Genomic DNA, 12689 nt, shown 5'->3' with positions numbered 1-12689 from the left:
AAACATCCTCTCCATAAGCTCGCCACGTGAAACGGGTGCGAATGTTCGATAACGGGGTCGAAGGGCTTGTCCCGGACGATGCGGCGCTGGGAGCCCTGGTGCGGAGTCTCGGGGGCGAACCGCGCCTCGGGCCGCTCCTGAGCATGCCCGGCTGCGCCCTGCTGATCTTCGACGAGGCCGGTACCCGCCTCGTCCACGCATCCAGTGCGGCACGTCCTTTGGCGCATGCCATCGCGGACGCGAACGGGGTCGTCCTGCTGAGCCTTCGTCTCGCTGCGCAGATCCAGGCGACGCCCCGGCCCGCCCTGACCCGAATCCGGTTCGACCGGCGCGGCCTTGCCCCGCCGACGACCTGTCTCGTGGTTCTGGGGACGGTGTCCGACGGTCGCGTCGTGCGGGTTCTCGTCCTGACGGAGGCCGTTCCCCGACTGCGCCCCGTCGTGCCGGCTGCTCCGAGCGGGCGTCCCGAGACGGTCCCGCCCGCCGCGTCCTCCCTGCCTGCGGCGGAGGCGGATGTGCCCGCGGATGTGCCAGCCGAGCCGAGCGCCGTTCCGCGCTTCACCTGGACGACCGATGCGGCCGGCACCCTCGTGCGTGTGGACGGTCCGGCCGGCGCACTCCTTCGCGGCGCGATCGTCGGGCGATCCTGGACCGCGTTGTCGCAAGGCGGCATCGCCCGGGATGCCGAAGGTCTGCTCGCCGTCCTCGCCGCCAACCGCACGTTCCGGGCGATCCCCTTGGGCATCCACCTCGCCGGCCCGAGCCGTGTCGTCGAACTCGACCTGTCCGGGGCGCCGCTGGCGCGCACCGGACAGCCGCCACGCGGGTTCGCGGGCTTCGGCATCGTGCGCGGCGTCGAGGCCGCTGCTGTATCCGAACCCGAAGCGGTCGTCCCGACCCCCCCCACCCCGGTACCACTCTCCGAGGCCGCACCACAGGAGGACCCGACGCAACGACTCGAGACCGCGCCGGACGAGCTGATCTCGGAACCCTCGCCGTCGGAAGCCGCATCCGGCACGCCGGCCCCGGACGTCGATCTATCCCCGACGACCCAAGAAACACCGGTGACCCAAGAAACACCGGTGACCCAAGAAACACCGGTGACCCAAGAAACACCGGTGACCCAAGAAACACCGGTGACCCACGAGTCCCTGACGACTCACGAGCATGCGGCGTTCCGCGAGATCGCCCGCGCCCTGGGTGCGCGTTTCGCCGGCGACGATCTGGCGGAGGCTTCGCGCGACGAGGGACGTGCCAACCCGAGCGGCGCCGTGATGGCATTTCCCGGACCGCCGCCCCGGGCGCCTGAGCCGGAGGAGCCGGCGCCGGACGCGGCCGTGGTCGCCACGCTCGAACGCCTGCCCACGGGCGTACTCGTCTATCGGGGCGACGACGTCCTGTTCGCCAACCGCACGCTCCTCGATCTCGCCGGGTTTCCCGATTTCCCGGCCCTCGTGGCGGCCGGCGGCATTGCTCACCTGTTCCGCGGCCTGCCCCCGCACGAACGCCCGACGAGCGACGCGCCCGCGATCCTGACGGCGCGCGACGGCGCCCATCGCGGCGTCGAACTCCAGCGCTCGGCCATCGATTGGTGCGGCCGCCCGGCCGAAATTCTTCTCGCGCGCGACGCTGTGAAGGACGAACCGGCCCGCGCACGAACGGCTGAGCGGATCGCGCAGGATTTCGCCGCGCGCCGTGCCCAGGACGCCCTCGGCATCCTCGACGCCCTCGACGAGGGGGTCGTCACCCTGGACGACAGCGCCCGCATCCTCGCCCTCAACCGTGCGGCCGCCGCTCTGTTCGGTGCCGATCCCCGCGAGGTCGTGGGTGAGAGTTTCCTCAGTCTGTTCGCGCCTGAAAGCGCCGTCGACGTGCTGGCCGCCACGCATGGCGTTCCCGAACCGGGATCGTCCCCCGGCGAAGCGGCCTGCGAAGTGATCGCCCGCGGGCCGGACGGCCCCCTCCCCCTCCGGCTGACCATCCGCACGGTCCCGCGCGACGCCGAGACCCGGCTCTGCGCGATCCTTCGTCCGCAGCGCGGGCCGGATGTGCGGCTCACCCAGGATGCAGCGTCCTCCTCCTCGGAGGCCCTGCGTCTCGCCGAGACGGCGAACGTTCGGAAATCGGCGTTCCTGGCGCGCGTCAGCCACGCCATCCGGACGCCGATGAGCGGCATCCTCGGGTTCACGGATCTGATGCTCACCGAGCCCTTCGGTCCCCTGGGCAACGAGCGCTACCGCAACTACCTCGACGACATTCGCAAATCCGGTTCGGAGGTTCTGGGCCTCGTCGACGATCTCAACGACCTCGCCCGGATCGAGGCCGGGCATCTCGATCTCGACTTCACCGAGATTCCCCTGAACGATCTCGTCTCGCGCTGCGTCGCTCAGATGCAGCCGGAGGCCGCGCGCGAGCGCATCGTGGTGCGGACGAGTTTCTCCGCCGATCTCGCGCCGCTGCTCGCCGACGAACGCTCCCTGCGTCAGGCGGCCTTGACGGTCATCGCCAATGCGATCCGCTTCACCGAGGCCGGCGGTCAGGTCATCGTCTCCACCACCATGGCCGACCGGGGCGAGATCGCCCTCAGGGTCCGCGACACCGGCATCGGCCTCACGCCCGACGAGATCGAGACCCTGCTGGAGCCTTACCGCGCCGCGCCGGTGCAGGGCCCGCGCCCGGGTGGAGACACCGGCCTCGGCCTGCCGATCACCAAGGCCCTGGTGGAGGCCAACCGCGGCGAGTTCCGGATCACCAGCCGCAAGGACGAGGGCACCCTGGTGGAGATGCTGTTCCCCGCAGCCCAGGCGAGCCGGCGCGCGGAAGGCTAGAACCTCGCGCAGGCTCCGCGCGTTGTCTGAAAAAGCAGGAGGTTCCCATGCTCAGGATCGTATGGAGCCGTGTGTTCCTGGTCGCAGGTCTGATGGCCTTGGCCGCCACCCCCGCCCCGGCGCAGGGGACGGACGCGGCGCCCCTGAAGAACCTCGAATCCGCCGGCGAATTTCGCAACATCACCTCCACCGGGGTGACCAAGCCGCCGGGCCGGGCCCTCGACGGCGCGAGCCCCCGGGAATCCGCCGAGCCGACCCGACGGGAGCGCACCCTCGACCGCAAGATCGGGTCGGGAATCTGCACCGGCTGCAACTGACTGCGCCACCGCCCGATCTTCGGGCAACCTGTCCAGAAGTCTCGCCGGTAAGGTGCTTGCAGCGACTATCCCCCTAAGCATAAGAAGGTTTTGGGAAGCCCCGGCTGCGCGGATCATCGCGATACGATCGGGCACCGCTCAGGGAAAACGTCATGGACGAGAAGGTGGTGGCAGTCCGCACCGAGTGGGTCGAAGGTGCCCATGTGGACGATGCGAAGTATCAGGCCATGTACAGGGCCTCCGTCGACGACCCTGCCGCATTCTGGGGCGAGCACGGCAAGCGGATCGACTGGTCCACACCGTTCACCAAGGTGAAGCAGACGAGCTTCGAGCCGGGCAATATCGACATCAAGTGGTTCGAGGACGGACGCACCAACGTCGCCTACAACTGCATCGATCGCCACCTCGAGACACGCGGCGATCAGGTCGCGATCATCTGGGAGGGCGACGACCCGACGGAATCCAAGCACATCACCTACCGTCAGCTTCACGCCGAAGTCTGCCGGATGGCGAACGTGCTGCGCAATCGCGGCGTCTCGAAGGGTGACCGCGTCACCCTCTACCTGCCGATGATTCCCGAGGCCGCCTACGCCATGCTCGCCTGCGCGCGGCTCGGGGCGATCCATTCCATCGTGTTCGGCGGGTTCTCGCCGGATTCCCTCGCCGGCCGCATCGAGGGCTGCGCCTCCAAGCTCGTCATCACGGCCGACGAGGGCCTGCGCGGCGGCCGCAAGGTTCCGCTGAAGGCCAATGTCGATGCGGCCATCGCGCGTCTCGGCAAGGACGCCGTGGACCACGTGGTGGTGGTGCGCCGCACGGGCTCCGACGTCGCCATGGAGCCGGGCCGCGACGTCTATTACGACGAGGCCGCCGCTCAGGTCACCGACGAGTGCCCGGCCGAGGCCGTGGAGGCCGAGCACCCGCTCTTCATCCTCTACACCTCCGGCTCCACCGGCCAGCCTAAGGGCGTGGTCCACACCACCGGCGGCTACCTTGTCTACGCATCGATGACGCACCAATACGTCTTCGATTATCGCGAGGGCGAGGTCTACTGGTGCACCGCCGATGTCGGCTGGGTGACGGGGCACAGCTACATCGTCTACGGGCCGCTCGCCAACGGCGCCACGACGCTGATGTTCGAGGGCATCCCGACCTATCCGTCGAACTCCCGCTTCTGGGATGTCGTCGACAAGCACAAGGTCAACATCTTCTACACCGCGCCCACCGCCATCCGCTCCCTCATGGGCGGCGGCGAAGCCCCGGTGAAGCGGACCTCGCGGTCGTCCCTGCGGGTCCTCGGCTCCGTCGGCGAACCGATCAACCCCGAGGCCTGGGAGTGGTACTTCAAGGTGGTGGGCGATTCCCGGTGCCCCATCGTCGACACCTGGTGGCAGACCGAGACCGGCGGCATCCTCATCACCCCCCTGCCGGGCGCCACCAAGCTCAAGCCCGGCTCGGCCACCCGGCCGTTCTTCGGCGTGCAGCCGATCATCGTCGATGCCGAAGGCAAGGTCCTCGACGGTCCGTGCGAGGGCAATCTGTGTATCGCCGATTCCTGGCCCGGCCAGATGCGCACGGTCTACGGCGACCACGAGCGCTTCGAGCAGACCTACTTCGCGACCTATCCCGGCACCTACTTCACGGGTGACGGCTGCCGGCGCGACGCCGACGGCTATTACTGGATCACGGGGCGTGTCGACGACGTGATCAACGTCTCGGGGCACCGGATGGGAACGGCGGAGGTGGAATCCTCCCTCGTGGCCCACGCTAAGGTCTCCGAGGCGGCGGTGGTCGGGTATCCCCATGCCATGAAGGGACAGGGCATCTACGCCTACGTCACCCTGATGGAGGGCGAGGAGGGCTCGGATGACCTGCGCAAGCAGCTCGTGGCCTGGGTCCGCAAGGATATCGGCCCGATCGCGTCTCCGGACCTGATCCAGTTCGCGCCCGGTCTGCCGAAGACCCGCTCGGGCAAGATCATGCGTCGCATCCTGCGCAAGATCGCGGAGGACGAGTTCTCGTCCCTCGGCGATACCTCGACCCTCGCCGAGCCGGCGGTCGTCGACGACCTCATCGAGAATCGCCAGAACCGGACTCACTGAGCGACACCGGTCCGATCATCCGCGCGGGCATTCCGATGCCCGCGCACCTGCGTTCGCACACACGCTTCGTCACAACGGGATGCTGGTCCGTCAAGAGACAGCGCCCGGGGAGGATCATGTCATGTCGGATCTCAAGACTGCGCGCGTCGCGCAGAATCCGCGTTTCCAAGAGCTCGTCCACGAGCGCACGCGGTTCGGCTGGACGCTCACCGCCATCATGCTGTTGATCTACTTCGGCTTCATCGGCCTCATCGCGTTCGACAAGGCGCTGCTGGCCGTGAAGATCGGCGGCGGCACCGCCTCCCTCGGCCTCGTCCTAGGCGTCACCGTGATCGTGCTCGCCTTCATCCTCACGGGCATCTACGTCCAGCGCGCCAACGGCCGCTACGATGACCTGACCGCCGCGCTGAAGCGGGATCTCGGCCGATGATCCGCCTCCGGCACCCCATCGTCCTCGGCACCACCCTCGCGGGCCTCGCCGCCAGCGTCGCCTACGCGGCCGGCCCGGACCTCGGCAACGTCACGAAATCGGCGACGAACTGGCCGGCCATCGGCATGTTCGCGTTCTTCGTGATCTTCACCCTCGGCATCACCTACAAGGCCGCCAAGGGCACCAAGTCGGCCGCCGACTTCTACGCCGCCGGCGGCGGCATCTCGGCCGGGACCAACTCGCTCGCCATCGCGGGCGACTACATGTCGGCCGCCTCGTTCCTCGGAATCTCCGGCCTCGTCTACACCTCGGGCTTCGACGGGCTGATCTACTCCACCGGCTTCCTCGTCGGCTGGCCGATCGTGCTGTTCCTCATCGCCGAGCGCCTGCGCAATCTCGGGAAGTTCACGTTCGCGGACGTGGCGAGCTTCCGCCTCGACCAGACCTCGATCCGCATCATCTCGGCCACCGGCACGCTGGTGGTGGTGGCGTTCTATCTGATCGCCCAGATGGTCGGCGCGGGGAAACTGATCCAGCTCCTGTTCGGCCTGCCCTATCTCTACGCCGTCATCATCGTCGGCGTGCTGATGATCGTCTACGTCGCCTTCGGCGGCATGAAGGCGACCACCTGGGTGCAGGTGATCAAGGCCTGCCTGCTGCTGGGCGGGGCCACCTTCATGGCCGGCGCGGTGCTCTACCGCTACGGCTTCAACCCCGAGACCCTGTTCGCCGCCGCCGTCGCCACGCACCCGAAGGGTGACGCGATCATGGCGCCGGGCGGCCTCGTCAACAACCCGATCGAGGCGATCTCGCTCGGCGTCGGCCTGATGTTCGGCACCGCCGGCCTGCCGCATATCCTGATGCGCTTCTTCACGGTGTCGGACGCCCAGGCCGCCCGCAAGTCGGTGTTCTATGCGACCGGTCTGATCGGCTACTTCTATATCCTCACGTTCATCATCGGGTTCGGTGGCATCTCCCTGCTGATGTCCGATCCGGCCTACTTCAACCTCGATGCGGCCGGCGCCTTCGACAAGCTGAAAGGCATGATCGGCGGCACCAACATGGTGGCGGTGAACCTCGCCAACGCGGTGGGCGGTCCGTACTTCCTCGGCTTCATCTCGGCCGTGGCCTTCGCGACCATCCTGGCGGTGGTGGCGGGCCTGACCCTGGCGGGTGCCTCTGCGGTCAGCCACGACCTCTACGCCCAGGTGATCGCCCGCGGGCGCACCAACGAGGCGGCGGAAGTGCGTCTCTCGAAGATCGCCGCCGTCGTCATCGGCATCGTGGCGATCTACCTCGGGTACGTCTTCGAGAACCAGAACGTCGCCTTCATGGTGGGCCTCGCCTTCTCGGTGGCGGCGAGCTGCAACTTCCCGGTCCTGGCCATGTCCATCCTGTGGAAGGGCACGACGACCTGGGGGGCGCTCATCGGCGGTCTCGTCGGCCTCGTCGCAGCCGTCGGTATGGTGGTGCTGTCGAAGGCCGTCTGGGTGACCACATTCGGCAACCCGGTCGCCATCTTTCCCTACGACAACCCGGCCCTGTTCTCGATGCCGCTCGCCTTCCTGACGATCTTTGTCGTCTCGAAGCTCGACAACACCCGTCGGGCCCAGGCCGAACGGGCGTCGTTCGAGGCACAGTTCATCCGCTCGGAGACCGGAATCGGTGCCGACGGAGCGCACGCACACTGAGGCTGCGAGGACGGAAAAGCTCGAGATCTGAAGGGGCGCGGCGCAATCCGCGCCCCTTTACGCATGGGTGGACGCTTTAATCCTCGCCCAGAACAAAAAATAATTGTCATTTCACGGAATTCGTTTCGAATTCGGTACTCTCCGTTGCTGCGGCGCTATTGGGCGAAATCGAGGCGTCGCTTAGCATTCGGCCCGACGCATTCAGGAACGTCGCTCGCGGACCTGGGGCCGGTTCATGCCGCCCCGGGCCACGACAACTTGGATACGCACAAGGGTCCAACAGCTACGGGCGGACAACGTTCGGGCGATCGAAATACTGGAGAAACGTCGTTATGGTTGCGTCAAGCGCAATGCCCGTCAGCGATTCGGCCACGCGGCCGATGAGTGCTGGCGAGAAGAAGGTCATCCTGGCGTCCTCACTCGGCACCGTGTTCGAGTGGTATGATTTCTACCTCTATGGTTCGCTCGCAGCGATCATCGGGGCGCAGTTCTTCTCCGCCTACCCGGAAGCCACGCGCAACGTCTTCGCCCTGCTGGCCTTCGCCGCCGGCTTCCTCGTGCGTCCGTTCGGTGCCCTGGTGTTCGGCCGTCTCGGCGACATGGTCGGCCGCAAGTACACCTTCCTCATCACCATCCTGATCATGGGCATCTCGACCTTCGTCGTCGGCCTGCTGCCCTCCTACGCGACCATGAACGAGTACGGCGTCGGCTGGGTCGCCCCCGTCGCGCTGCTGGCTTTGCGGATGCTGCAGGGCCTGGCGCTCGGCGGCGAGTATGGCGGTGCGGCGGTCTACGTGGCCGAGCACGCCCCCCGCGGCCGGCGCGGCTTCTACACCGCCTTCATCCAGACCACGGCGACCCTGGGGCTGCTGCTGTCGCTGATGGTGATCCTGTTCACCCAGATCTACGTGAACGCCAACTACGCCCCCGTGGCCACCACCCTGGCCGACGGCACGGCCGGCACCATCACGCCGTTCGCCGCCTGGGGCTGGCGCATCCCGTTCCTGGTCTCCATCGTGCTGCTCGGCGTCTCCGTCTGGATCCGCCTGCAGATGCAGGAGAGCCCGGCCTTCAAGAAGATGAAGGAAGAAGGCACCGGCTCGAAGGCGCCGCTCTCCGAGGCGTTCGGCCAGTGGCGTAACGCCAAGTGGGCCCTCCTCGCCCTGCTCGGTCTCACCGCCGGCCAGGCCGTGGTCTGGTACACCGGTCAGTTCTACGCGCTGTTCTTCCTGCAGACGATCCTGAAGGTCGACCAGTTCACCGCCAACGTGCTCATCGCCTGGTCGCTCATCCTCGGCACCGGCGGGTTCCTGTTCTTCGGCGCGCTCTCCGACAAGATCGGCCGCAAGCCGATCATCCTCGGCGGTTGCGTGATCGCGGCACTGACCTTCTTCCCGCTGTTCAAGGCGCTGACCGCTGCGGCCAATCCGGCCCTGCACGCGGCCCAGCAGAACACCCAGGTGGTGGTGAAGGCCGATCCGGCGGATTGCTCGTTCCAGTTCAATCCCGTCGGCACCGCCAAGTTCACCAACTCCTGCGACATTGCCAAGGCGCTGCTCGCCCGGTCCGCGGTGAACTACACCACAGAGCCGGTCGCCGCCGGCACCAAGGCCACCGTCACCGTCGCCGGCAAGGAGTTCGCCGCCGCCGATCCGGCCTTCGCCAAGGATGTCGGCGCCGCCCTCACCGCCTCCGGCTACCCGACCGCCAACAACCCCAGCATCGTGAAGATCGTCATCGACCCGAAGGACGGCCTGTCGAACTTCGCCAAGATGATCGACATTTTCTCGGCCCAGAAGCTGACCATCATCGGCATCCTGACGATCCTCGTCCTCTACGTGACGATGGTCTACGGCCCGATCGCGGCTGCCCTGGTCGAGCTGTTCCCGACGCGTATCCGCTACACCTCGATGTCGCTGCCCTACCACATCGGCAACGGCTGGTTCGGCGGCCTCCTGCCGGCCACTGCCTTCGCCATGGTGGCCCAGACCGGCGATATCTACTTCGGCCTCTGGTACCCGATCGTCATCGCCCTCGCGACCGCCGTCATCGGGGCCCTGTTCATCCCCGAGACCAAGGATCGCGATATCTTCACCTACGACGAGGCACCGGCCCGCTCGGCCTGAGCCTCATGGACCCCGAAGGGGGACGATATCCGGCACATTCGTCCGGACGTCGCCCGCCTTCGGGCAGCGGATGAGAAAAGGCCCCGTCGCAGGACGGGGCCTTTTTCGTCGGATGCGAGCGGGATCGGCCGGAGCCGGCGTTCACCCCTCCGCGTCGACCATCGCGGCGTGATCGGCCTGGGTCTGCCGCGCGTAGCGGATGGCGAACTCGGCGATGGCCTCGTCGAAAGCCGACCCCCGTCCGAGGTAGCCCGCGATGGTGGTCGCGTCGCCGGAGCGCGCATGCGCTCGCGCGAGGGTGGTTCCGCACAGCTTCGCGTAGGCCTTCGCCCCGCTCTCGGCGAGGATCTCGGCCACGGCCGAGAGCTTTTTGTTCTTCAGCTGCCGCACGTAATAGGAGCGGCCGCTCGGCCCGGAATGGGACGTGCCGAGAAACGGGTCGCTCGCCGCCTGCATGATGCGCTGCCCGTCGATGACGCGCTGGCCCTCCGACGCAAGGAAGAACGGGCTCAGGGCCAGGGGAGCCAGAACCGAGGGCCGCGCTTCCTTGATCTGAAGGAACAGCGGCGCCCCATCGGCATCGGCGTAGATCCCGACGGCGCAGACCGTGCCCACGGAGCCGATCCCCACGACCTTGAAGGCCACGTCGCGCTGAACGTAGCGCAGCACCAGGAGGTTGCGGTCGGCGGTCAGGCTCTGCGGGTAGGTCAGCAGCGCCGCCGCCGCCTCGTCGACCGCCTCGGTCAAGCCGTTCGGTCCGGTATGGAAGATCGTCGGAGCCTTGTCGGCGATGCGCCAGTGCGCCGGGTCGGAACGCTGTGTGGCCGGATCGAGGTCGGGCGCGTCCCCGTGGCTGAGGCCGTCGGAGGTCTCGGTGGCGGCCTTGGCCAGGAGACTGCGGCAGAGGTCGCCATCGCCGAGGCGTCCGATCTCGTGGCCGAGGTCGATCCGGCTGTGCCAGACGCTCAGCGGAGCCAGGTCGGAGAGCGCCCGCATATGCTCGCGGTAGGCCCGCACGCCGGCCCGGGCCGCGCGGCGCGCCTTGTCCTCGCCTTGCGACAGGGCCGCGACGGCGACGCTGGCGGCGAGGCGCTTCACGTCGATGGTGAAGTCGACATTCCACAGGGTCTCGTCGAAATCGTTGATGTCGAACAGGGTCTGCCCTTCGGGGCTGCGATACACTCCGAAATTGCCAATATGGCAGTCGCCGCAAGCCTGGACCGGGATGCCCGGCGCCGGCGCACCGACGAGGTCGGCGGCCATCACGGCGGCGGCCCCGCGCAGGAAGGCGAAGGGGTTCGCCCGCATGCGCTCGTGGCGCAGGGGAATGAGTTCGATGAGCCGGCCGGAATCGCCGGCGTTCAGGATCGCCAGGGGATCGCGACCCGGCGCCGGCTGCCATTCGGCGTGGGACTCGCGCGGCACCGAATCGCGCAGGCGCTTGCCGGCCGCGCGGCGCTCGCCACGGCGGGATGAGGTCTGGGTGTCGGTCATGGAGGTAGGCCTCGGTCGGGATGCGGCACGTTGCGCGGGCGGCGCGCCCTGCGAGATCAGTGCCGGAAGTGGCGGTGTCCGGTGAACACCATCGCGAGGCCGGCGGCGTCGGCGGCGGCGATCACCTCGGCGTCCCGCATGGAGCCGCCCGGCTGGATCACCGCCGTCGCACCGGCTTCGGCCGCGGCGAGGAGGCCGTCGGCGAACGGGAAGAACGCATCCGAGGCGACCACCGCACCCTTGGCGAGGCTCTCGGCGGCTCCGATGCGCGCCGCACCCTCGGCGGCCTTCCAGGCGGCGATGCGGGAGGAATCCACCCGCGACATCTGCCCGGCGCCGATGCCGACGGTGGCGCCGTCGCGGGCATACACGATGGCGTTCGACTTCACGTGCTTGGCGATGCGGTAGGCAAAGCGCAGGTCGGCGTATTCCCGCTCGGTGGGCGCGCGCTTCGTCACCACATCCAGCGGCATGTCGTCGATGACGGCGGCATCCCGGTCCTGAACGAGGAAGCCGCCGGACAACGTCTTCACCGTCTCGCCGGTCGCGCGCGGGTCGGGCAGGCCGCCGGCGAGGAGCAGCCGGAGGTTCTTCTTTCCCGCCACGATGGCGATGGCCTCGGGGCTCGCATCGGGCGCGATGATCACCTCGGTGAAGATCTCGACGATCCGCGCCGCGGCCTCGGCGTCCAGCGTCCGGTTCAGGGCGACGATGCCGCCGAAGGCCGAGGTCGGGTCGCAGGCGAGGGCCCGCTCGTAGGCCTCGACGAGGCTCGCACCCTCGGCGACCCCGCACGGATTGGCGTGCTTGATGATCGCCACCGCGGCGACGCGGGCGGGATCGAACTCGGCAACGCATTCGTAGGCCGCGTCGGTGTCGTTGAAGTTGTTGTAGGACAACTCCTTGCCCTGGAGCTGGCGCGCGCTGGCGATTCCGGCGCGGACGAGCCCCGGCGCCCGGTAGAAGGCGGCCTTCTGATGCGGGTTCTCGCCGTAGCGCAGGCTTTGCGCGAGGCTCCCCCCGATGGCGCGGAAGGCCGGAGCCGAGGTCCCGGCCGTGCCCTCGCTCTGCCCTGCCATCCAGTTGGCGATGGCCGCGTCGTAGGCGGCGGTGCGTGCGAAGGCCTTGCCCGCGAGCGCCCGGCGCGTGCCGCCGCAGAGGGAGCCCCCCTGGGCATCGAGCTCGGCGAGGATCGCGCCGTAATCGGCGACATCGACCACCACGGCCACGTCGGCGTGGTTCTTGGCCGCCGCGCGGATCATCGCCGGACCGCCGACATCGATGTTCTCCACGCAGTCGTCGTAGGATGCGTCACGCGCGATGGTGGCCTCGAACGGGTAGAGGTTGACCACGAGGAGGTCGATCGCGGCGATGCCGTGAGCGGCGAGCGCGGCCTGATGCTCGGGATTGTCGCGCACCGCCAGGAGGCCGCCATGGACCGCCGGGTGCAGGGTCTTGACCCGTCCGTCCATCATCTCGGGGTAGCCGGTGAGATCGGCGACTTCCGCCACAGGCAGGCCCGCGGCCTGGAGTTCGCGGTGGGTGCCGCCGGTGGAGACGAGGGCGATGCCGCGTGCGTCGAGGGCCCGGGCGAACGCGACGAGCCCCGCCTTGTCCGAGACGGAAAGGAGCGCGCGGGTCACCCGCACCTGATCATGCGACATGGAAGGCTGTCCGGTCGAAAGCGATGGAACCGCCCGG

The 12689-nt window shown here is 68.3% G+C and carries 8 protein-coding genes; 6 read left to right on the top strand and 2 right to left on the bottom strand.

The features are described from left to right. Positions 1–41 precede the first annotated feature (41 nt). The 6 genes from ASF27_RS16910 to ASF27_RS16885 all read left to right on the top strand — a co-directional run bounded on the left by ASF27_RS16910 (position 42) and on the right by ASF27_RS16885 (position 9494). The gene (locus tag ASF27_RS16910; RefSeq protein ID WP_056361911.1) at positions 42–2828 is read left to right on the top strand and encodes an ATP-binding protein; all 2787 of its coding nucleotides are present in this window, start codon (positions 42–44) and stop codon (positions 2826–2828) included. 47 nt (positions 2829–2875) lie between these two features. Then, the gene (locus tag ASF27_RS16905) at positions 2876–3145 is read left to right on the top strand and encodes a hypothetical protein (protein WP_082479258.1); all 270 of its coding nucleotides are present in this window, start codon (positions 2876–2878) and stop codon (positions 3143–3145) included. A 152-nt stretch (positions 3146–3297) separates the two neighbouring features. Then, the gene (acs, locus tag ASF27_RS16900; RefSeq protein WP_056173597.1) at positions 3298–5247 is read left to right on the top strand and encodes an acetate--CoA ligase; all 1950 of its coding nucleotides are present in this window, start codon (positions 3298–3300) and stop codon (positions 5245–5247) included. 121 nt (positions 5248–5368) lie between these two features. After that, positions 5369–5677: a DUF485 domain-containing protein gene (locus ASF27_RS16895; protein WP_056361909.1), complete on the top strand. Its 309-nt coding sequence runs from the start codon at positions 5369–5371 to the stop codon at positions 5675–5677. Beyond that, on the top strand, positions 5674–7368 hold the full coding sequence (locus ASF27_RS16890) for a cation acetate symporter (RefSeq protein ID WP_056173592.1): 1695 nt from the start codon (positions 5674–5676) through the stop codon (positions 7366–7368). Before ASF27_RS16895 ends, ASF27_RS16890 begins: the two co-directional genes overlap by 4 nt. Positions 7369–7748: 380 nt before the next feature. After that, positions 7749–9494 carry an MFS transporter gene (locus ASF27_RS16885; RefSeq protein ID WP_082479296.1) on the top strand — a complete coding sequence of 582 codons (1746 nt, stop codon included), beginning with the start codon at positions 7749–7751 and terminating at the stop codon, positions 9492–9494. Positions 9495–9635: 141 nt separating this feature from the next. Here the strand turns inward: ASF27_RS16885 and ASF27_RS16880 are convergent, their stop codons facing one another. Then, the gene (locus ASF27_RS16880) at positions 9636–10988 is read right to left on the bottom strand and encodes a DUF2252 domain-containing protein (RefSeq protein ID WP_056361906.1); all 1353 of its coding nucleotides are present in this window, start codon (positions 10986–10988) and stop codon (positions 9636–9638) included. A gap of 56 nt (positions 10989–11044) precedes the next feature. Next, complete coding sequence (purH, locus tag ASF27_RS16875; protein ID WP_056361903.1) at positions 11045–12652, bottom strand: bifunctional phosphoribosylaminoimidazolecarboxamide formyltransferase/IMP cyclohydrolase; 1608 nt, start codon at positions 12650–12652, stop codon at positions 11045–11047. Positions 12653–12689: the final 37 nt, after the last annotated feature.

The organism is Methylobacterium sp. Leaf102, assembly GCF_001422425.1.
GTDB lineage: Bacteria > Pseudomonadota > Alphaproteobacteria > Rhizobiales > Beijerinckiaceae > Methylobacterium.
Note: the sequence above shows the minus strand (reverse complement) of the source record. Positions and strands in the feature narration are given on the sequence as shown.

Excerpts from the sequence above, each read along its gene's own strand:
- ASF27_RS16910 (WP_056361911.1), top strand. The coding sequence starts at position 42 with ATGTTCGATAACGGGGTCGAAGGGCTTGTCCCGGACGATGCGGCGCTG.
- ASF27_RS16905 (WP_082479258.1), top strand. The coding sequence starts at position 2,876 with ATGCTCAGGATCGTATGGAGCCGTGTGTTCCTGGTCGCAGGTCTGATG.
- acs (WP_056173597.1), top strand. The coding sequence starts at position 3,298 with ATGGACGAGAAGGTGGTGGCAGTCCGCACCGAGTGGGTCGAAGGTGCC.
- ASF27_RS16895 (WP_056361909.1), top strand. The coding sequence starts at position 5,369 with ATGTCGGATCTCAAGACTGCGCGCGTCGCGCAGAATCCGCGTTTCCAA.
- ASF27_RS16890 (WP_056173592.1), top strand. The coding sequence starts at position 5,674 with ATGATCCGCCTCCGGCACCCCATCGTCCTCGGCACCACCCTCGCGGGC.
- ASF27_RS16885 (WP_082479296.1), top strand. The coding sequence starts at position 7,749 with ATGAGTGCTGGCGAGAAGAAGGTCATCCTGGCGTCCTCACTCGGCACC.
- ASF27_RS16880 (WP_056361906.1), bottom strand. The coding sequence starts at position 10,988 with ATGACCGACACCCAGACCTCATCCCGCCGTGGCGAGCGCCGCGCGGCC.
- purH (WP_056361903.1), bottom strand. The coding sequence starts at position 12,652 with ATGTCGCATGATCAGGTGCGGGTGACCCGCGCGCTCCTTTCCGTCTCG.